This window comes from Mycobacterium sp. Dal123C01, assembly GCF_052566995.1.
Map to the genome: position 1 here is coordinate 5861196 of NZ_CP199580.1, position 24887 is coordinate 5886082.

At 64.0% G+C, this 24887-nt stretch carries 1 protein-coding gene; it reads right to left on the bottom strand.

The genetic code is table 11. The features are described from left to right. Positions 1-2 precede the first annotated feature (2 nt). Complete coding sequence (locus tag ACTXG5_RS27310) at positions 3-24887, bottom strand: scabin-related ADP-ribosyltransferase (RefSeq protein WP_445161748.1); 24885 nt, start codon at positions 24885-24887, stop codon at positions 3-5.

Genomic DNA, 24887 nt, shown 5'->3' on the forward strand with positions numbered 1-24887 from the left:
GGTCAGCGTTGTCGATCGATTGTTGCGACACCCCTGTCGGTGTCGCTGTGCCGCAACGACTGTGGCTCGCCGTCCGCCATCTCGACATCGCTGTCCTCGACAGCCGGCTGACCCGACATCGTCACATCATCCGACTGGCCTGAAGCCGCCTCGCGGGCGACTCGCGCGTCGTGCTCTTCCCAGGTTTCATACAAGTCATCGTCGTCATCGCGCTCCTCGCCCATGGAGGGTGACACCGTGGCCCGTGATGGACTCGGCCGCGGCACATCCGCATCCGCATCCGAGTCACTATCGGTGTTGTAGTCAACGGTGATCTTGTCGGCCTTCGTCCGTGTGACATAGGTTCCGATGGAATTTTTCTTGTTCTCTTCGATGATTCCGTCTGCGTCGAGGAAGGCAGTTGCCGCTTTCGTTTGCCAGAACGGTCCGCGCCGTCGCTGGTCCTCAAATCCCAGGTCAGCGGCACAGTAGCCACAAGCTCGCTTGGTGCCCGCGAGTAGCTCGAGGTCGACGGGGCCACCGCCGCCGTCTTCCACTGCGCGCTTGATACGGCGTTCGGCATGCAGTTGAACTACCTTGCCGTGGTCGTCCTTGATATCCGTGATGGGAATCTCAAAGCTCTTCTGCTTGATCGCGTTTACGATCTCGCGTACTCGTGCATCATCGCTGAGTGCCTTCGGGTCCGCCAGCGCCTCCTTGAGTTTGCTCCAGTGACGGGTCTCCCGGGTCTCCGGATCCCCGCCCTCGCGAGCGTTCACCAGTCCCTCCAAACCAGTTCCGTCAAGCAGCAGCTCGCGAAGCTTCTTGTTGTCCGTGGGGAGGTTCGACGACACGTAAAGCTTGTTTTCTTCGCGGTCGAAGTAGATTTGCACTTCCCGCCCAAACGAAAACTGTTCCAACAAGACTGTGGACACCCACCTCAGCAGCTGCGCCGGCCGGTCCTGCACATAGGATCGCGGACCCTGCACCAAATCCGGGTTCCGCGCGAACAGACGATACAGTCGTGGGTTTTGTCCTCGCTTCTTGCCGGACTCCAGCTCCTTAACGATGTAGACCCGCTCCACATGGTTGGGACGAGTCGTGACGTCGTGCATGCCACCCTCGACGACCGGAGCGCCCCGCGCGTGGGCGTTGAGGCGCTCGAACATCGCGTCGAGACCGCTCCGCTGCCACGGTCGTACCTTTGCCAATTGATCCACGACGCTCTTCATGTCGCGAATCGCGGGTCCGCTGTCGACCGCCATCGAAAACGCCACCGACGGCATGCCTGATTCGCGTGCAGCATCACGCGGTGACAGCTTGGGATCGTTGCGCATCCGCTCAATGGCCTCGGCAACCTGTGCGCGATGATCGCGAAGTGTCTTGAGGAAGTCCTCGGCGGTGACCATCACCCGCGGCAGGCCGTCAGCCTGCACGTGTTGACCCATTTTCCTCAGGGAGGCTTCGATCGACTCTCGCTGTTCGGCATAATTCGCTAGTTTCGATAACGCATCCGGAGCCAAGTCACGACGAAGCCCGTTGAGAGCGACATATTTTCGCAGCGTGACGTCGGTGGCCTGAACCTCGCGAACGACGTCCCGCAACGACAACTTCGGATTTGCGGCCAGCTTGTGCAGCGCATCCGCCAGAATGTCGCCCGTCATCTCGCCTTTAGCAATGCGCTCGGCCGGTTCGGGCAACGCGTCCGCGGTCTCAGTGTGGTCGAGATCTCTGAAGGCATGCTCTAATTGCTCGCGATTTTCTGCGTAGCCCGGCAGGTTTCGGAGCTCGTCGACCGACCTCATGTTGGAGAGGTCGCCGTACGCGGTGAACCAACCTTCCAACGTGCTCCTGCTCATACCCGTCGTCTTCTCCCAGTAGGGATAAACCCCATAACCCTTTCTCGCGTTGGACTTATTTCGCTCGACAAGCCATTGCAGTACCTCAACCAAAGTCTCAGCGGTGAACTGCTTCTTCGGCCGTTGCGCATCAGGAAGTGTCTTTCTGTACAGGTCCAAGGATTTAACCAAACCCTGCAGAGACTCGCGGCGCTCCGGGTAGTCGGGCAGGCGACTCAGTCGGTTGGCTAGATTCTGTTTTTCGTCGCTCCAAGCCGACGGACGCAGCCATTTTCCGTTCTGCGGCAGGCCTCCCGGATACCGTTTCGCGATTTCATGAGCCGTAGCGCCCTTACCTTTTTCGTCGTTCAGCGCGCGAAGCAGCGTCTCGATATACTCTGCCGTCAATTTGGATTGCCCCTTGGGGGGTGCAGGAAGCGTTTTTGGGCGCTTCCCTGGGCGGCCCGGGCTGCCCACCTGCTTACCACGCGGCCGTTTTGTCCCGACGATCTGCGATTCACGCTGCACCGCAACACTTTCCGAATCGCTATCCGGCAGCTCTGTGAGATCGCTCGTATCCCCCTGTGAGGCAACACTTTGCGCGTCATCTCTGCCGGACGCAGGCGGGTCGGTGGCCGTAGCGTCCGCATTTTTGCGCCTCGTTGAGTGGCCGGATCCGGCCCGCTGTTTACCCTTGCCACGCCGCCCTTCCAAGGGTGCGTCGTCATCGAATGTGCCATGGTCGTCGTGACTGCCCGACCACTCGTCGTCCGAAGATGGCTGATTGCCCTTCCCACGCTGCGGTTTCGGCGATGCGTCCTCGTCCTCATCCAACGCTTCAGCGTCTTCCTCGATGTCTGACAACTCCGAAGAATTCTCGCCTGAATCCACTCGTCGCGCTACGGGCAAACCGGCAGAGCCCGAGGTATCAGCGCCGCGCATTCGAGACGAGCCGGCCGCAGTGTTCGCCCGTGGGGACACCGGCCGCAAACGGTCCGGCACCTCCACCCCTAGAGCACGCACCCGGCCGTACTGACCCGCACTCATCGTGCGGACATCGTCGAGAACTAGACGAAGACCCGTCGTCTCGCTTGCCGTAAGCCGACCCTCATCTCGAGCCTGCTCCAAGTTCTGCAAAACCTCTTCCAGCCCGGGGTCCGGGCGACTGCCCCGCGCTCCGGCGTTAAACCGCGGATACCACTCACCAGTTGCCACCGCCCGAGACAAAATGTCCGCCAGATCATGGCTAACGAACCGACGCTGGTAGTCCGGCAGCTCCCGATAGGCTCGCTGAACCTGCTCGCTGCCATCATCGATCCCGGCCCGAGCCAGCCTGGCCGCCGCGTCTTCTAAAATGGCCGCAGCGCGCTCCGGTTCGGCCTTCGCAAACCGAGTCCAATCATCAAACGGCGTAGCAGACCCCGACGACGCCACGCGACCCGCCGTAGAACCACGGCTTTCATCAGGGACACCGTGCGGTACGCCCGACTGACCGGCCTGCGATTCGTCGAGGCCCACCTCCGCTAAGTCCTTACCGACGTTGACCTCACCCGGCCAGTCGGTCGCTTCGCCAATATCGGCATCGGCGTGGGGCAATCCCTTCGACGGCGCATCCGCTGGCGACGGCAGGCCCGCCCCGCCCGGCTGTCGGCTTTTCGCCACCGCGCCGACCCCGTCGAACGCCCGGCGCTGCTGGGCAGTCGAGTCGAGTGTGCCGTCGTTGCCGACGCCTGGGATCGCTTCGTTGAAGACGCCGTAGCCCTCGCCGCCGAGTCCGTCCGGCGTGAAAAGCATCCACGATGTCCCGGCCTCTGAGGCAATCTGGCCGCGATGCTCCGCGTTGCCGATCAGGACGCGCTCGCGTGGGGCGAGCACGTCGCGACCGGTGGCATCGGCCAACTTCTGTGCGAAACCACCTGACAGCGCCCCGCTATCGCATGCGACCAACACCAGCGCGTTGCCGGTATCGCTGGGAAGCTTGGGCATGAGGATCTTCGCGAGTTGCCCGGCTTCAAGCAACACCTCACCCGTCGACCCATCGGGGTGTCCGACCGGAACCCGGACCAGGCGGCCGACACCGCCACCATCGGCGACACCGTGAACTAGCACGGCGAAACCCTGTCCTCGGGGAACCATCTCCTCGAACGGCTGCGACGGCTCGTGCCGCGGCAGCAACGCCACACCGCGCCGACCCTCACCGCCGAAATCGTCGACGAGGACTCGCGACCCGTCGGCTCGCCACGAACCATCCTCGCCGAGCTCTAACCGCTCAACCCCGTCCCACGCTCCAATCCCGCTGGCGTCCAGCCAGTTACCGCTTAGGTTATCCAGGAACCCGAGGTCACCGAGATCCGGACCCGAGGCTATCGAGGGCAGAACCAATTGCCGGGGCGGTCGCGCCGGGGCGGCGCCGGACACGGTCACCCACCCGACCGCGGCCCGCCGGTCGGTATTGTCGGCGACGGTGTAACCCTGGGCGGTCAGCGATCCCGAGCCCCGGCTGGTGGCAACCAGGGAAACCCGATCCGCGGCGAGCCCTTCGTTGCGAAGTCGATCGCGGATCAGTGAGAGCAATGCCTTACCGACCTTATTCGCTTCTATCGGCCCCGCGGTTCGGGCGAATATGCCGGAACCTTTCGGAATCCCAGCATCCACATGAACCTGCACTGGTCCCTGTTGTTGGTGCGCCACCTGCACCACCTGGTCGGCAAAGACTTCCAGCCGGCCCTGGTCGTCGCCTGATGAGGTTTGCAGCCACGGCGGGGCCACTGACTTGAGTTCGCCCACAATGTCTTTCAAGTCGGCGACCGCCTGCTTAAGCTGACGGTCGAGCAATTCGCGGCTGCTCGCGATCGGGTGGCGTCCCACTTGATCCAAATCGAAACGGCTCATCCGTTGGTGAAGCTCGGTCAAGTCGGTTATCAGTGTGTGCCAGGCGGCAGGTTCGGACCGATTGAGTCCATCGATCAGGTTCTTCAATCGTTGTCCCTGCTCGGTCTTCAGCAGCGCATCACGCTGCTGGGAATCCGCTGCCTGGTCCTTGTTCCAGGCGTCGTCGAGTTCCGACAGGAACTGGTTTCGGGTTGTGTTGGGGGTCGCAAATTTCGAGACTTCACGCACCGGTTCCCATACCTCGGCCGGATCAACCCGGCGGGAGTGCTCCGCCTCCCTGTGCACGTCGGTCAGCGTGGTGCGCAGCCAGTTGAACCTGTTCTCGAAAGTATCGGGATCCACCACCGATTCGTCCAAATAGCGCAGCTCCCAAAGGTCCAGGCCGGGTCCGTTTTCGCTGGGGTTGGTGTCGAGCTCAGCGAAGCGCGTCCGAACCCCCATCGCGCGGTACTGGTCGATGGGCACATCCGGCCGCGGCAGCAGGAAGTTGTCGAAGTACTGCGTCCAAGGCTCGCCGGGGATCCCACCGGGCTTATTCGGAAGCCGCCAATCCCCGATGTCGGCCAATTCAGAGTCACTGAGTGCTTGTTGATCGAACCGTTCTCTTGCGGCCCGGTCATTGGCCGTGAACGTCTGAAGGAAAAACTCCCGAGTCGCCTTCGGGTCCGCGGCGAAGAAGCGCCGCACCTCTGCGGGCGCTGCTCCGATCAGCGCTTTAGGAGCAACGCGTGAGACGGCCGGAGTGAAATTCTTCGGCCCCGCGGCGCTTTGCTCTCCCATCTTTATATGCATGCGCCAACGCAACACCGCCGAGTTGTGCAAGTAGGCCGACGTGGCGATGGCGCGGACCCAGGCCACGTTTTTATCGGAATGTAGCGCCTCCACCAGGAAGCCGGGATACGGCTCGTTGCGGTGGCTGCTGTGTGACGAGGCGGTGAATCGCCGCGCCATCAGCCGCCCGAAGTCCAGCCCCTCCAACAGGTAAGCGTTGGCGGGTGCGTTAAATGCTTTATCCCGCAACTGATATAGGAAGGCCCAGTCGTAGTCGGCATCGGTACCCCCGGTGTACTGCACCGCGTCCTTGTCGGACTGTTCGCGATCGGCGAACACCTCGATGTCCTCTGCGCCGGGTTTGATGGTGTACTTCGACGTGTCGGAGAAGATGTCCTTGATCTTGGCACTGGTGTTGTGGATTCTGGTTTTGTTGTGCAGCAGGTCGTCGATCTCCCGCTGCCTGTCGATCAGATCGCTGCTGAACGGGCCGGTTTCACCCGGCACCATTGCCGCGGGATCGCTGACCGTCTCCAGGATGGTCTTTCCCTCCGATGACTTGTCCGTCGTCACATTGACCAGTCCAGTGACGATCTTGGTGTTCGGATGGATGTTGGCCGGTAACTCCTTGACTCGGTAGCGTGGCTTCTCCTTTACGAAACCTCCCTTGCCATAGCCAGGGTCGCTCGGAGCGTCGGTGATCGCTCGGGCGGTCGAACCCGATTCCAGTTGCCTCACCACCAGTTCGGGGCGCGCCACCCCGTTGGTGTCCACCACCACGATGCGGGTGGACACGGCCGACTCCAACTGATCACCCCCACGCCGCGCCCACTCCGCCGACGATCCGGGTCGGTTGTGGGCCGCTAAAAGCCTTTCACCCGGGGGCATCTGGGGATCGACCCAGAACAATCGGCCACCTTCCGTGTGCCGCAACGCGAAGGCGTGCCCTTCCCCGGACGGGCGGGCCATCAACACATATACCGTGCTACCCCGCCCCGCGCGCCGCGCAGCAGACTCCGCATCGCTCCAATCCGCAATATCCACCCAATCGGCTCCCGGAGCGATCCGCGTCTCCGCCGCCCGCGACCAGTTGTCGTCGTCCATCAACCGCCCGGCCGTACCCGAGTCGGGCACCGCCGACTCCTCCACGGTCCGCTCCGCACGCACACCGTCCGGGTTGAACGTCTCCCGCAAGCCCTGCAACAGCAGCACACAGTTGACCGGCTCATCCGTCTGCCCGGCCGGTTGGCGTTGTTCGACCCGGGTGACCGCCTCGTCGACCGCGGTTCTCAACGCATGCTCATCTTCGCGCGCGGCCTCGGCGTTGAGGTGTCCCGGCATGGGCGGTACATGGGATGGCGCGGAAATACCTGGGCGGACTAAATGTTCGGTCTGACCAGGGGTCGGGACAACATCGCCGCGTTCCGACACAGCGACCCCCGGGACCGCATCACTACTGAGGCGCTGCAGACCACCTCGCGAGGGCACCGTGCTCGCGTAGTGGCCCAAGGCCAGCTCGATGCGCCGCTCGGAGTGGCTGCGCTGCTGGGGCGTCAGAATTGCAAACGCTGCTCTGACCCGCTCTTCGACATCGTTGATTCCCCGGCGATTGAGCATCTCGGTCAGCCGGTCAAGGATCCGGTGGGCGCCCTCTGGCTCGCGAGCCACGAAATCGTCCCACCCGCGGGGTGCGAGGACCGCCGGTAGCAGGTGCGCACGATCTGTGAGGTTGCGCCACCGATCGAAAGGTTGCAGGGCCGCCTCGGCCGCGCGGACCTCGTCGGGAGTGACCGCGGAGAACCTCGGCACCTGCCTCACGGCGTCGACGAGATGAGCGAGCTGTTCATCATTCAAATCCGGCGGCGTTGCGGGCGGTGCGTCTTTAGTGGGAAGCGGTCCGCCGAGATTTTTGTAGAGCTGCGCGAGTCGGTTCGCGAGGTCTGGGTCGTCGTACGTACGACCCAAGAGCCGGCCCAGGCCGTACTCCGCGACGAACTCGCGAGGGTTTTCCCGTGCGTAGGCACTGACCTTTGCGATGTCCGCCGCGTGATGCGCAAGGAACGACGTCGACATCAAGTCCACGTACCGACGCGGGCTATTTTGGTAATGGAGCCAATGCAGCGACTCGTGCAAAGCGCCGCCCAGAGTCCTGTCCTGCATTAAGTCCCGGACGCTGTGCACGCTCTGGCGAGTGGCGCCGACTGGCGGATTTTCGGCGAGCCGAGAGCTGACGAACATCTGGTCCGGAGGGGCAAAAGAAGCCGCGCCTTCGGCCCGGATCAGCGGCGTCACTGCGAGACTGGAAACGTAAATTGTCGACTCGCCGCGACTGTCGACGCCGCCGCGCACCGTCACTAAACGGTGATAGCGCGGGAGGCCGACGTGAAGGGTTGGCGGCAACACGTATCCGCCGGCGTGCAGAACAGACAACGCACGCAAGATGACTTCGCGACGGGGGCCAGCCGTGGGGTCCTCATCCGAAGAGGAGAAACGGAGCCGAACATCCTCGTGTTGCGCCTCGTCCACAACGAGGTGCGTGTTCGAATCGGCTTGCATGGTTCGATCGGTCCGCTCGAGATAGGCCGATAGCTCCGGGTACTTCGCGCGGGCACTCGGGTCTTGCTGAATCAGAGCAACTAGCGCCGCGTCGTCAACGTCCTCGACGGTCACCCCGGCCCGGTCCGAAAGGTCCGTCAAGGTCTCCTCAACTCGGTTCCGCAATATGTCGGCGTAATCCCGCATCGCTTCGTCGGATAGCTCGCCATGTTGCGTGCGGGGAAAGTCGGTGAACAGTCGGTGCACGCGACCGCCGAGGTCGCCCGTCGGTGGCGTACGCGTGACGAGATCCGCGAGATCGGGCGCGACTATCTGGTATGCGGCCGCCCTGTCGATCGGGGCCGGGGGTGACTCCGCCGGCCCACTCGTGCGCTTTCGATGCTCAGCCGCATCATCTCCTGACTCCTCCAAGCGGGAGCCAGGAGTGTCCGACGACACCAGCCTGCCGGTCGGCGGCCCCGGCAGCGGAGAACGGGGCCCCGCGGGACCCTCAGACTCCGGACCCAGCAGCTCGATACTGCCCCGGTCAGCATGCGCAGGCGCCGAACGATCGGCGCTCACGTCTTTGGCCTCATGTGCGGTGCGCGTGATGGGCAGACCCGCTGAACGGTTAGTCGACTCGGGACGGACCCGCGGCGCGCTGGACGGGTTCGGTGGTTCCGGAGGTTGGCTGACCTCCCCCTCGGTTGAGCGGGCCACCTCGTCGCCAGGGTCGCCCTCGGGTCGAACGGTGGATGGACCCGCCACGCGCGGGGGTTGCGGGTCCGGCGTGACGACATCGGGTGCGGGTTTCGCGACGAACCGGTCGTCCGGGCTTTCGACTCTCTGTTGCAAGCGGTTTGGATTGACGGGGTGGGTTTCGGATTGGGGGAGCAGGATCGGTCCGTGGACGTCGACCGGCGGTAGATCGTGGTCGACGCCAAAATAGTTCACCGTGAGGGAGACACGGGTGATGCCATCGAACACCGCATACGAGCCGGGGAACTTGCCGTTGGCCGAGACCCGTGCTGTTTGGCTGAAAATCGGGGCATGGCGCTGGCGGCCTGTGGCGCCGGCTCCGGCCATCAGGCTGCCTTGGAAACCGGGCAGCCTCCAGTGCGGACCGAACAGCAACCGCCCGCCGCCTTCACGGGACTTGATGGGCTGGTGTAGCCGGGTCCGGGTGACGTCGTTGAGAACGTAGGTGTTGCCTCCCTCGTGCTCGAGCTTCTTGAAGTTCAGTGCTCGGACGTCGGCGCGACCAGTGATCCGCAGGTGCCCGCGGCGGAGGAGCTCTACCCCCTCGCCGTGCTCGGCTCGGGTCATCACCGCCAGTTTGCTCGCAATGCGGGTGTCGTTGAGGTAGCGGTCCACGTGCTGGCTGATATTGAGGATGTGCAACGGGCCCAGGCTCTTTAGCGTTTGTTCGCGGAAGGTCGCCCCATTGGTGATCTTGCGGATGATGGTGTCGCGGCTGAGCCCGTGCGCGGGCAGGCCGGTCGTGTTCGGATTCGGGGCCGTTCCGGCGTGATCGTCAGGCCCGTTGTGGGACCGATCGTCGTTGCGGATGATCCCGTCACGCGGGACATACAGTGGGTGGTCCTGCTTGTCCGTCGGCGATTCACGAGTGACGAAGTCGACCTGGGCCGTGCCGGCGTGGCTGATGCGGCCGCTGCCGAATCCAAACGGTCCGGTCGGCCGGCTCATGTCGGCCTCGATGGTCGCAGTGCCAACGTGGGTCAGCGTGGGGACTTTCTTGCGAAAGACGTTGCCAGTAGCCAGAGTTTCGGTGCGTGCGTCGACTATCTCGTTGCCAATCCCACCGGTCACGCGGCCCTGCGCAGAGACATTCAAGGCTTCGTGGCCGGGCAGGATGTCTGCCTGGGCCTGGACATAGCCCTGCCAGCTGCTGGCTTTGATGTTGGAAACACCTGCGCCCAACGACTGCTGCCCGCCGCTGTAGAACTCGGTGGTCGCCTTGGACCCGGTGACGTTCATGCTGTCGAGGCGCGCGGCGAGCACGACCTTGCCGCCACGTACCGATTTCAGGCGGATGGTTTTGGTGTCGCCGCGGCTGTAATCGCCCAGCCCGCGTTGGACGGCCATTGTCTTGAGGTGCTCGGCGAGTTCGGCCCGCACCAGTGGCCACGCGGCCCCAAAGACCGCGGTCCCCTGGGTGGTCATCGAGTCGAGGATGTGGGCCGCTACCAAATCCTCTCTGGCAGTGTGGTTTTCGACGTTGGCAACCGACGCATCATCATGGGCGGTCGGATCGCCCGCGATGTGCGGACGGATCTTCACGACGGCCTGGTCGACTTCGAGCGCGATGCGCGGAGTCGTCGACGAATCGCCTTGCCCGCGGCCCCCATCGGCGGCCTCGATTTCGGTGGCGGCCGGAGGGTCTTTGGGGTAAGAGAAGGTACCGCTGAGCGTAACCGGTTCTGGCGCTTCCGGAACATCCCTCAATGGCGGGCCAAAGACGTGCTGTTCGTAGCCGATTTCGAAGCGGATCGGTTGCCGGAACAAATCATGCTGCTCGGTCGTGCGCACCCTCGTCGGGACCCGGTACTCGGTTTCCCCGGTGAAGTTTGGAAAGTCCACATTGCTCAGGTGCCCGAGGCCCTGGTCGGCTCGGCCCTCGACGTCCTCTTGCGGGCGCACGGTGGCGGTGTAGGTGACCTGCGCGCTCACTGAGCCGTGCGGCACCGGGATCTGGAGCCGGCCGCCTGCGACCGTTCGCAGCGAATCGCCGTAGATGTGCGCGGTCGAGGATTGCGACTCAGTGGACAGATCGGTTTCGAATTTCTTTGAGGGCCCCACATATTCGAAGTCGTTGGGGCCGGTGCCGCGGACCGGCCGTACTTTGACGGTGATCTTGCCGCCGCGCACCGAGATGTCGTGACTCCACTGTTGGCCGGACTCATGCGTCAGCCGGGCGAGCAGAACGCTCGGGCCGAACTGATCGGATAGCCCGCTGATTGCCTCGTCGAGGGAGCTGCCGAGGGCCGGCGCGAGGTCCTGGCGGATCGCCTCGAGCAAGCCGCTGGCCGGGTCGACACCGACCAGCATGTCGGAGGGATGCCAACCTTCCTCGAAGGCGTGTGCGGGCGGCTCCGGCGCGTCCCTGACCGGCGGCGCCGTCCAGTCCAGGTTCGGCCGTACCGGGTCGGGCTCCGGTGGAGGCGCCGTGCCGTCTGCAGCATCGGTGAGCCGGGGGTGCGGTGGGTCGACCGGCGGTGCGTCGACTGTCCCCTGATGGTCGGGCACACTGTCGATCGTGTCCTGACGATGGGCGAGGAGCGGCGTCGTGCTGTCCGTCGTGGCTTGACGCTCGGGCCCACTGTCGGCCGTCCCTTGACGGCTCGACCCGATTTCGACCGTCTCCCGGTCTCGCGGGACAAAGGGTGTCACCCTGTCTACCACGCCTTCGCCGTCAAGCATGCTCTCGACCGTGCCCTGCCGACGGGGAATCCGCGGCTCCCAATCATCCTCGGGCCCTTCACCTTCACCCAGACTATCGACCGTCTCCTGACGTTCGGGCACGCTATCGAGTGTCCCTCCGCGCGGCGGGATCAACGGCGTTGCGCTGTCCACCGTCCCCTGACGGTCGGGCTCGCTGTCGACCGTCCACGGGCGAGAAGGGGCCGTGGTTGTTGGACTGTCGATCAGCTGGTAGGCGTGAGGGTGTTCTCGAACGTCTTCGCCGACAACGTAACTGATGTTCTGCAACCGTCTCGGGCGCGATCCCGAAGGTGCCGGATCACGGGATGGCCCCTGCTGCAAGCCCGCCGGGGACCGATCGCCCTTGTCCGTGCCGCGGGTGAGCGGGACACCCTGGTGTTCAATTGATATGGGCGCGAAGGGATTTTTGGGCAGGGGGGCCTGGTCGACTGGGTCTGGAGGAGGTTTGGGGCGCGGCTCGTCGATGAAACCCGTTGGGATCTTTCGGGTGAAGGTAGGTGGCAGCGATGAGTCGTGCGTGCGTGAGCCTTGCAGCTCGGTGAGGGGGACCGCGATCTCGACCGGGAAAAGACCGGACTCGTGCACGGTGGCCTTGGGACCAGTCATGGTGCCGTCGAGCCGGACCCACCCTTCGAAAATGGCCATCGGTTGGTCGAACTTGGTTGCCACCGCGACGCGTTGCTGGTTGCGCACCCGTTCGCCGTCCCGGACGGTCCGGTTGGTGCCGACGATAACCTCACCGAGAACTGTGCTGTCGTTGACGCTTCCGCCCCGCCCGCCGAGGGCGCTCTGCACGGAAGTCTGCTTGTTGCGGTCGGTCGTGGCCGCCTCGCCCTCAGTGAGCTCCGCACTCGGGCTGGACAGTGGGTTGATCACCCGGCGGAAGGTGAGCTGCTCGAAGTCGGCCGTGAAGTAGTCTTTGCCCTTCGAGCCGCGCCCTGGCGACTGCGGGCGGCTCAGCGGGCTGTGTTGGGACATGGCGGCCAGCGAGCCACGGACCCGATTGAGGTGATACCAGGAGGACACGTCCGAGCGGGCGTCCTTCCAACCGCTGCCGTACGCCTTGTGGCCCATCGACTCGAGCATTCCGTGAAAGCCGCCCAGGTCGAGGTTGGTGACGCGGTCCATGCTGCCCAGTCCCCGCAGGGGCACAGCGCTTTCCCAGCCCGCCCCGCGTGAGATGGCCGGCGGCTCCGGCAGATGTGCGGCCCGCGGCGGCACACTGTGCTGGCTGTCGCTCCCGCTGCGGCCTGAGCCGAACAGGCGCCAGCGAGGTGACTTGGCAATCGAGTTTCGTTCCGTCGGCGGCGTACCCCAGATTCGCTCCGGCGGCGCCCACACCTCTTTGCCCAGGAAGTCGGTCGTCGGGTTGGTCTCGGATTGCTCCATCAGCACGTCGAATCGGCCGCGGGTCTCGTGCACCGCGCCCTTAAACGGCTCCCCGAGCCGGGTCGGCGAGACCGAATCGGGCGTGTGCATCTCAAACCGAAGCCGAACCTGGCCGTGCCAGCCCTGCCCGGGCGCCGGGGTTTTCAGCGTGTTGCGGATGCGCAACTGACGGGTGTGCGTCTCATTATTTGTTTGTGCGCGGGTGAAGGTGCCGCCCAGACCGCCATCTACCTCGCTCGCGTCGGTACCGCCTTGCCCGCGAAACCGGCCGGGCGTCGGCAGCTGGGTGGACCAGGTCACCAAGTCTTGGCGCACCTCGGACGTGTCAGTTTCGGTCCCGTAGTGAAATTCGGTCTCGTTTGTCGTGCCGGTGGCGCGCATCATCCGCCGGGCAACGCCCTTTTCGATGTCTCCGGCTGGGGGGTGTATTTTCGCGGGGGCGCCGAGGGGTTCAACGAAAGCGTGCACCTCCAGCCGGGCGCCGGGGATGCCTTCAAAGTTGAGGGTCAATGGCTGTTTGTTGGTCATGCCATGCAAATTGGCCTGCACCAGGTCGACGGTCAGCCAGCTGTTGGTCTCGTTCATTGCATGGCGGCCTAGCCTGTTGCCGTAGGCCTTGGCGAAGGCAGCCTGCATCGGTTCGCTGGTGACAAATGCGGCAATGGTCTGCGGCCGCGGACCGCGCGCGGGCGGCCGTTGCGGTTCTTCGTCGTGCTCCGAAGGCCGGGAATCGTCGGGTAGCAACGAAAAATTGGTGACGACGTCGGAGCCGCTCAGCGCGCGGGTGTACTGCACCCGTGGTGGGCCAACGGATTCGGGGGCAACCTGCTGGCTCGACTCCCCGGGCAGCGGACCGACCGTGTCGCGTGCCTCGTCGGCATGATCTTCACCGCGGTCGTTGACATCTCGCGTCGGAACGACGACCTGCGTTTGGTAAGCGAGCGCGTGGGGGTGCATCTCGTCGGGAGAAGTGCTCAGCCGGTGTGTAATGACTGTTTGGATCTTCCCGTGGAAACGGGTGGCGGGCTCCGCAGTCTGGCCACCGCTGATCTGGCGGTCCGCGCGCTGATGGGTCAGCGCCGCGTCGTGCGTCCGCGCGCCGGTCGCGGTGGCGGTGTCGCTCGCCTTCGGGTGGGTGATGTTGGCTTGCACGACGCCGTAGAACTGATTCCGACGTTCTGAGAAGGACCCGAAGGCGTTGGTGGAGTCCGATGTGTGCTCGAACTCGTACTTCTTGACGTTCTCCTTGAAGTGCAGCGAGGACTCCTCCGACGCACCATCCAGCCGCAGACTGATCGTCAAAGTCTTTCCGCCCGTAAGATTTACGACTCGTGTGGGCGTGTGGCCGCCGCGCAGCATGCCGGGGACCTTGGGTTTGAGGCCATCGTCGGAGAACAGCGCGGTGATCTGCTCGCGGTTGCTCTCCCACGCGTCATCGCCGCCCAACCGCCTCACCACTCGCTCGATATGTTTGAGCCCTTCATCGCCGGAGCTGAATTCCTCGACCACGTCGGTGCCGCCGAGGATCAGGTTGTCGCCGATCCGGGCGGGCAGTTGCGGATCCGGCAGGGGCGGATCGGGCGGCTGAGGCGCCCGGGCGTCGGCTTTTGGCTGATCGGGTTGCGGCGCTTGAGCTTCCTCCTTCGTCTGCCTGATCTGGGTCGGCTCCGTTACCGTTGAATCCTCAACGGGGGGAGGCAGTTCTGCGGGCGCCGGCGGGGCATCGGGTTCGATCTGGTCTCGCGGGGCTGTAACATGCAGCGCGTGAACAGTTTCCGCCGTAGCAGTAGCGTGACTTTGTTGCTCGGCGTCGTCAGACCCCGGACTGGCCTGCACTTGACGCTCGCCAGCACCTCCCGCAATCGGCGCCGCGCCCAACCGATCGCGATAGGCGGGCAGTAGCGCATCCGGGTCGGTTATCCCCCAACTGGCGAGATCATGAACCGCTCTATCCAGCTGCAAGCTTCCCGACAAAGCGCCCGACTCCGCCGGTGTGGCGGCCGGCGCATCCCGGTCGGCGTTGAACGCCTCGACGTAGCGATCCCAGGCATCAGCCCGGCTCCGAGGCGCATTGCTGCGCTGCTTGCCTTTGGTCGCCGACGGACCCTCGCTCTCCGCGTGCTGATCCAGCTCTTGGGTCCACGCGTCACGCTGGTCGTCCGGCAGAGGCGGCAGGGGCTCCTGCGGTTGCTCCTCTTCGTTTCCCGCGGCCGCCGAATCCTGTTGTGGCACTTTCGCAGTGGGTGGCGCAGAGTCCTCAGTAGGCAGCCCTTGCAACTCGTCTTCTGGGTGTTCGAGCGGTGCAGAGGCCGGCTGTGCCGCGACGCCTTCGCCGTGTTCGGACACCGGGGAACGGAATCCGCGAGAATGCGGGGGATCAAGGAGCGCCTGGGCGGTGCTGATATCCGCCGACCATTCACTAGGTGCACGCACCCGGCCCTGCGGATCGATGACTCTCGCCCACATCGTGTGAGTTCCACTCCGCAGCTGTGGCGGGTAATCATCGGGATAGAGCTCAAAAGGCGTGACACGCTCCTGCGGTGCGCTGCCCGGGTTCAGCCACCACACACGTCCACCATCAGGGTCATCATCAGCAGCCGTGCTATGCAAGAAGAGCGCGTGATGCGAATCGGTAATCACCGCGGTCGAACCGGGCACACCGCCGATCACCTCGCGCAACGCAGCCAGGTTATGCACCCGTGCCCACCCAGGCGCCGCGAAGTCGGCCCGCGAGAAGGCAGGCATCTTCGGGCCACGCGCAGCGCCAACACCCACACCGATATCGTCGGAGGACTCCATCGGCCAGAGACCTTCTGGATGCAACACAAAAAGCGCAACCGAATCCGCCTTAGCGCCTTCGAATAAGGCCCGTAACTGTGTCTCGGACAGCGGCAGCACTGGGGGCGCATCGCCTTCTGACTGCGGGTCGTCTTCTGACTCCTCGTCTGCTGAAAGCCACGCCAAATGCCTCACGTTGTCCACGACCCCGGCCACCGTGAGGGGGCCAGGACGAGAATCGTCAAGCAGGTCCCAGTGCCGCGTATTGCCGACGGCGCTGAACACCTCGTTAGCCGAGGGATGCCTACGTTCTGTCGACTTGCCGCTGTCTTCGACGTGGGGCTCGTCGCCAGGCCGCCGGGGCCCGAAAGGAGTGGATTCTGTTGGTTCCTCGATATCGGACCGCGGCGCTGGCGGCGTCCTCTCGGCTGGCACGGTGGGTGAACCGTCTCCGTGCGTGCCGGTGAGCTGTCGAGTCAGGATCAGCGCAGTGAACGAAGGGTGAACAAAACCCACCGATCGGCCGCGTTGCATCAGATCGAGCCCCGCGTAGGCTGCTCCGATGTGGTCCAGATCAATCCCGGCGAATCCTCTGCTGGCCAGCTCGGTGATTACCAAATCAGCAATCATGTTGGCGCGCTCCGAATCACGGGCCGCGAAATCCTCCCAGCTAGCCGGTACGAGCCTGGCAGCAATTAGTTCCGCCAGCGTCTCCAGATCCTGCGAGCGATCGGACAACGGCAAGGCCGCCTCGGCTTCCGAGATCTCGGCCGCGGTGATGGCGTGCAGCCCGGACTGCTGCTTGACCAAGTCGACCAGCTGCGTCAGCTGCTCGTCACTCAGATCCAACGGGAGCCCGTGCGACGAATCTTCAGATACAGAGTGGCTAGTAGAGGGCTCGGTCTCGAGATACACACGCCCGCGCGGCGAAGACCAGTGTCCGGTGTGCCCGATCTCGGATGCCGAGTCGAATCCTCGAACTGAATCAGATTCAGATCTAGCCTCTGCGACCGGCGATCCCAAATCGTCTGAGTAATCGGCGTATTCCGAGCCGTCCGATTCATACGACTCTTCGAACTCGCCAGACTCTGAATCGCTCAGAGCGTCGTCTTGCAGCTCGTCCGACTGCGTCCGGCCGCTTCGCGGCGAATCATCGTCGCTTGAGTTGTCTGTCGATGGTGCGTGCTGGTGCGACAGGCCTGGTTGCTGTTCTTCGGCGTCGGGCACCGAGCGTGTGGCCCGCTCGCCGCCAAGACTCGACTCCGAAGAGACACCAGATTCCGGGCGAGGCCCAGTGTGTCGCAGCTGCCGGTGTCGACCAGATGAAGGTCCCGACTGTTGAGGATCATCACTGAGACCGTGCATGTACCCGTCGTTGCTTCCGGCGTGACTGTGCGGCGTGGGGCCCTGGGTCGAATCCTGGCCATCCGGAACGGAGTGTGTGATCCCCGAGTGTTCGCCAAAATTCTTCTGGGCGAATGTCGACCCATCAGCGTCAAACGGGGCCCCCATGAACCACTGCTCGACAGGGTTCTTTTCGCGTTCCAGGTCCGGCGGGGGCCACGGTCTGACTGTTCCGTGCTGTGCGTCGAGGGCGTGCACCTGCGTGCCGTCAAAGTACGCATTAAAGCTGTGTTGCTGCCCATTTCGATACCTGACGGCCACAATCGTGTGAGCACCCTCCCCTTCATCGGATAGACGCTGGGCGATGCCCTCGGCACTACTCGGAACGAGACGCAGGCCGGTAGCGTCACTGAGCTCATCGCGGTTCAGCTCGTGGTTAGCTCGGCGAGCATCGATCCGCTCGCCCACATACGCGCGCCCAAAACTGGGCGTGCCCGACGGCCGATCAAACACCACAATCGTCGCCGGCCCGCAGTTCATCAGCCGGTCACCACCGGGCGCAACCGCCGGATCGCCATCGTTGTTGACATCGCCAATCCAGCCTCGAATATCGTCAATCGAATTGTCCGAGTGAGGAATTGCGACCAACCTTCGAGCATCCGCGTGTGACCCCGGCGTTCCGCCACCTCTGAGCCGCAGAACCGGATCGAGCTCCCTGTCGCGTCCATGCGAGGTTTGATGGTCAGAGTCATTTGATGCCAACATGTTTTGTTCGCCCCGCGATGTCGCGGGCGGCCCTACCGATGTCGATGGTTGATGCGCCCCCGAACGTGCGGCCTGAGGCAAACCGGAATGTCGGCCGGAAATGTCCGTGGCCCGAGACGGCGCTGATCTGGCTAACCCCGGGCCGCGTCGGACGGCTCCATCCGCGGATTGCCGTGCCTGGGTACCAACCCTACGATCGTTTTCTTGCAGTGTATTTAAGTCCGAATGGTCTGCCAGAGGAACGAATTGACCCGGCGCAGGCGTTGGCTCGGCCTGCTCATCAGGCACGCCATGCAGCACGGATTCGGACAGGTCGCGTGCGACTTCGTCGACTCGTCCCGGCGCGTCGCGAGACAACTGCTCCCCCGAGCCCGGGGGGGCCATCGGCCGCTCCGCATCGCTGGCATGCAACGTATTGCACTCGCCACCTGGCGTCGCGGAATGCCCCCCCTGGTCATCGCGCTGCTGGCTTTCTGCCTGCGAGCGCTCGCCCGGGAGCGGTCGCTGCGACTCCTCGCCGCTGACGTCTGTTCTTGACGGAGCATCGGCACCCGAAACTTGCAGGCCCACCGTAGATCCGCCGCCGGGCGTAGCGGGGGGGCGTGTTATTGAAGCCCCGCTCAAAGGCTCAGGTGGCTCAAATCGGCTGCGCGCCAAGTTCCGCAAGCCCTTGGCCCCCCGAGCCAGCGATCGACCCAGCTGCGTGACAGCAGACGGTTCGACCGCGTCACGGACGATGCCGGTAAGTTCCGTGTACTGGCCGTCGAGGCGTTCGGGTTTCAGGGACCCTCCACTGTCATTGCGCAGCTCCAGCAGCACAAGTCCCGGCCCGCCTACTCCGGCACGGTCCAGATCGGGGTAGTGGGAGTTCACCCCCAATGCCTCGTACTGGTCGACGGTTATCGGGGGCGCCCGCAACAGCATCGTGTCGAAGTAATCGCCAACCTTCAACACGTGATGGCCGTGGTTCTCGCCGAGGGCCGCATACCGCTCTGCCTGTAACGGCCGAGTCTCGTCACGCGCAGACAGCGGCGAGGGCTCGACGTGAAGCTTCGGAGACGCTCTCTGCACCCGAATGGCAAATCTGCGGGCTTTCAAGTAGTCAGCGCTGAAATCGGTTTCCCGCTTGAGGAATTGGTGTTCGAACGTCGCACGAATCACTGCGGCGTTGTCGTGCAGGAAGTCCTGGGCCCGCGGTGACAGCTCGCCGCGCAGGGTGCGCAGGCTCTGCCGCAACGCCACCGCGCTGCGATGCTTGGCCAGGGCGGGAGGGTGGGTCGTGGCCAATGCCAGGGCCGCCGTGTGCAGGTAAGTCAGCCACATCGCCCCGTACAGCTCGCGCTGCTCGACCGCGGATGACCGATCACCGGACTGACCCTGATTGCTGTGCGGCGAGCGGCGGAACATCGCAACTGCCGATTGTGCGAACGCTTCACCGTCATGGTGAAGTGCTGACAGCTCCGGGTCGTGAATGCGCGCGCTGATACTTCGCATGAACTGCTTGATGTTCCCGACCGGCACGCCTTTGGTGTGGTGCACCACCGTTGTCGCCACGTCCCCGATCAGCACCGGAACGAATTTGAAGTCCGCCGCGCGCGGGTTCACCTCCCACCCTTCCGAGGGCGGGAGGATTTCGGACAGCGGGTGTTCGTTGCGGCTTTGCCCCTCCGCGGGCCGCTCGAGGTGGTCGAGCCCAACCAAGGTGTGTTGCAGTTTCTCCACCGCTGCACGGCTGTTGGTCTGCGCATCGGTGCGCAGCTCGGTGATCGGCCGTTGGGTGATGAACTCCGGAATCGACTCGATAACCTCGTCTCGGACGTCCTCCTGGGGTGCCTGACCGACCATTGCCCTCGTGCCGTCCGCCGTTACATCGAACACTGCTGCGTGGACCAGCATTTTGATCCCATAGCGGTCATTCTTCGCCAGCCAACCCCATTGCTCATTCAGGCGCGCGTCCGCATTTGGTTCGCCCGGATCGAGTAGGTCCTTTGGGATCACCAGATACCCGCCGCGGTACTGGGCCTCGATCCCACCGCGGCCGTAGCGGGGATCAGCGACGGGGTCGATCAGCGCATCCACCAACGGGGACAATGCCGCCCGCTGGGGCACCTCGTGGCCGGCACCGTCGAGAATCACCCCAGAGGCCCGCCCCAGCCTCAGGTCCCGCGGAGGCGCGACGAGCACCCGGTCCTCCGGCTCGCGATGCAGATCGAAGTAAGAGATGTGTCCATCGTCGAAACGGTGGGCGCCCACCGCATGCCCGATACCGCTGGCGTGCTGGACAAGGATTAGCGCGGTGGCACGCCCCTCCGGTCCGGCAGCGTTATGCAGCCGACGTTCCACCTCCGCCCAGGAGGTGACCGGCGCCGGCTCGGCGCCGCCGATGAGCCGACTGACGGGTTTACCGTCCAGCACCGAGTCGTCCAGCGTCCGCCGAGTGGCCGGAAGCGTCGCGAGCCGGTCTGGATACAGCGCCCGGATGGTGTCCTCGAGCAGGACAGTACACGCGGCCGGGTCATCGCGGGGATCGTCGGCGCCTGGGACGACACGCCTTGGCCCAGCGATCCTTTCGACGACCCTGGCCAGGTCGCGGGGGGTGCGTATCTCGATCGGCGCGTCACGATTGTGCTCCCAGACGGAGTCGCCGGCCATCCGCCGCGACGCCGGGCCGAATGCCACCTCCCGGTTGTCCGTGTCCAGGTGATGGGAGTCTTTGGGCACCAAAGTATCTTGTGTGTCGTGGGCTGCCGAGGTTTCATCACCCCGCTGCGAAGACACCGATGTATCAACTTCGTTTGCTCTAATTTTGTTGCTTTGCAGATGGTTTGGTTCCGAGTGCTGTTCATGAACAGACGATGAGGTCTCGGGATGTCCGCTAGCACGCACAGGATGTTTAACGGACTTTTCGTCGGGCGAAATCGTAGGACGAACCTCCGGCGGATCATCCGGAGGCAGGCCCTGCAGCAAGCTCCGCGGCGGCAATGCGTGCGGGCTGGAGCCGCCGGAGTCGTTCTTCTGCTGAATATCCGGATCGCCCGCGGCCTCGAAGATGCCTCCACCCTCATCGGGCTGTGTTTCATCGCTAACATGAGAAGGTGCGTCGACATCGAGTCCAGGCCCTGTCGATGAGCCCGCGGTCGACGTCGTCAACGAAGTTGAATGCACGCCCGAGGAGGGTCCGGGCGCGTCCGAGGAGTCCGATGCAAGCGACGCGGGTCGAGCCTTGGGTGTTTGTGTCGGAGTCGTATCGTCGTCGCTGGAACCTGGGGAATCCGTTGGTTCCCAGTGATTATCGGCCGCATAGTGCGGATTGGGTGCCCACGGATCGAAGTCATCGTTGCGAAGAAACTCGCCAAGTTGGAGAAGTCCGGGCCTTCCGCCAACGACCTGTTCGGCTCCGAGAATATTTTCTCTTCGAATACCGCCCAGAAATGCGACCTCGCCTTCGTGTCCATCCTGATGATGAGGCAAGGTCGTGTTGACGTCGATACCACCTGGCGCGACGATGTGGTAACGGTACACGTTGGGTTGGGCCTCGGTTGGTGGCCCAAGGTGGTTTAGTTGCGCATCGCGGGTAGTCGACACGAACGCACCGGGACGGCCGAGAACGAAGGTCGTCAGGTTCATGTTCGTCGGGTCGAGCGGTTCGAAACCTACTCCGAAGACTTCGCCCGGGCTGCGGCTGTCGTCGCGATAGAGGCGGAGGTTGTCGGTCCGGATCTGTGCAGCATGACCCTGAGGTATCCCGGTGATGTTGTCCGGGTGCAGGGTGGGGTCGAGCTGGGCGCTTGGCGATGGGGTGTGCGAGTCGAGAGTCAAATCGGCCGACGGTACTGCTTGTTCATGTTGCCCCTGCGCGTCGTCCGCAGGCAGACTGCCGAATACGCTTCGGGGCGGGATCGGCCCTGCCGAGGGTTGTTGTGTCGCCTCGTCAACCTCGGACGGCCCACCGTGAGTGGACGACGCATCGTGGCCGGTGGGCACTACCGGCGATGCGTGGAGACTCGAGGGCCGCGGTTGAGACTCCTGGGCGGGAAAGTGCGGATTCTGCGCTGCAGGATTGAAATTGCGGTTGCGTTTGAATTCGCTGAGGGTCAGCCCGGATCCCGTGCCGGTGATATTTGCCACGTCGATGTGGGCGTTCACTTGAGCGCTCGGGCGGTCGGCAGCAGAGACCGGTGGGACGGTGCTGGTGGTCCCTTCCAGAGTCGAAGTCGGGACGATCGGATTGTCTTGTTCGTCGAAAATTGACCACGATGCCGCGGAGTGGGGAGGCGAGACTACTCCGGCGACGGGCTCGCTCGGCGGTCCCTCGTGCGCTGCGGCACTGCCGGCATGCGCCAGAGGCGCTGGCGACTCATGACCCGGTTCCAGGAACGGGCTTCGCGCCAGTTCATTGAAGAAGTCGGACCCAAGGCGTGAAGTAGGCTCTCCCCCATAGCTTGAGTCCGAGGAGGACTCACGAGATTCGCGAGGAGGATTGACGTGTCGCAAGCGTCTGCCATCAGGTCGACCAGGCGCGGGGTGCTGGGAATGAAGCACCGACCGATGCGGGTCTGAAGGGGTGCCAGCGGTCTGATCGGGGATGGGGAATATCGAGTTATCACCGTGAAATGGTGTGCCCACAAACCACATCTGCACCGGATTTTCCCGACGGTCCAGGTGTGGGGGCCACGGCTCGACCGTTCCCAACTGACCATCAAGGGCATAAACCTTGTCTCCATCAAAGTAAACATTAAAGCTATGCGCCTGGCCATTGCGATACCTGATCGCCACCACGGTATGAGCACCCGGCCCCTCACTGACCAGAAGCTGAGCGATCGCATCCGGCGCGCTGGGGACAAGCGGCAGGCCCGTTACCTCACGCACATCATCAGGGGTAAGTCCCGCCACATGCGCACGCCCAGGACCCTCGAGCCCCGATAACCGGTTGAACACCACCAATGTGGTGGGTCCGCAATTCAGCAAACGGTCTCCGCTGGGCGGCACCAAGGGATTTCCATCATTGTTGATATCGCCGATCCACCCGTCAATCTGGCGAATCGTTTGGTCCGAGTTGGGAATGGCAGCCAATAGCGGTTTATCGGAAGGCGGCGCAGTGAGCGGCCCACGCTGCTGGGGGCGCTGAACATCAGAAGCCGACGACGCGTGCGAAGTCGCCGTTAGCGTCGACTCGCGCTCCGGCCCATCCTCTTTGGGGGTACCCTCGCTACCGCGATGACGACTGGCCGTCGATTCGAACCCGGCTTCCCCGCTGTCGGAATGCATCTCAGCTACCGGCGGCAGAGTGTCTGCGTCCGACGAGGACAGTGCAACAGCTTCTTCCGAAATCGGTTCTGGTTCCGCTGCCGACTCCCGCGTGGGGTCCGGTGATTCGGCAGCGGGTCGTCTGGCAATGTCATCATCCGTAGTCCTGGCTACGGCCGTCGATTTAGATAGCGAAGTCCCGGAGCCTGTCGAGGCACCCACCGGATTTTGGCTGCGCGGCCCCATCGGGACGGGGCGCGGGGCACTCTCGGACTTGTTCGCGCCCGACGCCCGCGGGAGCCTATCGTCGGTCGCACCGGTTGCCGACTCTGCCGATGGCCGAGTTGAAGTCGCCTCGTGCAGTTGCGATTCCCGCACGGCCGAGTTCTGATCGCCGGTCGAAGCGTGCTCATTGGCCACTGTGGTGGTCGATAACGGTCTAGCCGCGCCAGCGTAATTCTCCGATACCTCCGCAAGAGGCCGTGCGCCTTGCTGTCCAGTACTGCCCCCGGCCAGTGGTGAAGCGGCCGCTTGCTGACTCGTGCCGGTGTCTTGATGCCCATTGCCCGAGAATGGATTGGCGCTCTGTCCTGCTGATACATCTCGCGCAATGGACGACGTCGTAGTGGCTGCGCTCGGACTGTCCGGTGATGATGTCTCACCGTTGCGGACAGCCGCCGGACGGGGACCTGCTTGCGACGGCTGCGAGATTTGGCTGTCACCGGGTGTTGATGCACCCGTTGGATTTTCGCCGATGGACGGTTCGTCGCCGTTCGTCAGGTTCTCAGGTTCGCCGCCAAGGCTTGCCGGCTTGACATCCGGGCGCGGCTCACCCGGCGTGAAGATCCTGTCACCGGATGTATCCGACGGTTCGGAGATTTTGACATCAAGCGGTCCCCCACCAGCATCAGTTGATCCCTGGTTGTGGTGAGGATCCGTGGCGGTTTGACCGTCGTGTCCGCCGCCGGTGCCACCTGCTGGATGCGGATGCTCCGACCCGCCGTGGATACCGCCAGAGACCGCACCCCCGCCAGCACCACCAAAGACGTCCTCGGCGTTGAGACCACCCCCGGTGGCGCCCGCGCCGGCGACGTTACCGACCGCGCCGACCCCGAAATGGGTGAGCACACCTTTGACGGCTTTAACCCCGATCGTCGAGGGATCACCCATCGTTTTAGACCCCAAACCATGCAACACAGCACCGGCCGCCCCCCCAACGACCGCCCCAATACTGATCTGACCGACCTGTTTCCAGTCGATCCCCTCGCGCACCCCCTCATGAATCTGGTAACCCTCGATGGCCAGATCCTGAACCACCCCGATCACCGCACCCACCGCCGCACCCACCGCGGCGTCTTTCACCACCTGACGCACCCCCGCGATAGTGGCCGCCTCGGTGAGCGCAGCCACGATGCGTTTGATCAACTGCGACACCAACTGGCGCACCACCGCCACCGTGATCGCCTCAATCGGCGGAATCCAGGCCAACGACGCACCCGAAGTCCACCCCACCGACGACAACGCATAACCGATCTCGGCCGCAGCGATCCCCAACGTCGACACAATCTGCAACTTGGTGTACTGAACCTGCATGCCCATATTGGTGGCCAACACACCCAACGCCGACGCCGCACCAGCCATCGTCTGCACCGAGGAATCACCGGAAAGCAACGACGCAAACTGCGCAGCCACCGCATCCGCGGTCTGACCCGACAACGCCGACGCCGACACCGACGCCGCCTGCTCCAACTCAGCCACCAACGCCAAAATCTGTTCAGCCGCCGCCTTCCACGCAGCGCCCAACACAAACAACTCCCCCTCGCTGCCCTCCGGAAACTCCTCCCCCGCCAAATACCCCACCCACAACAAATCGTGAGGAATCACCAC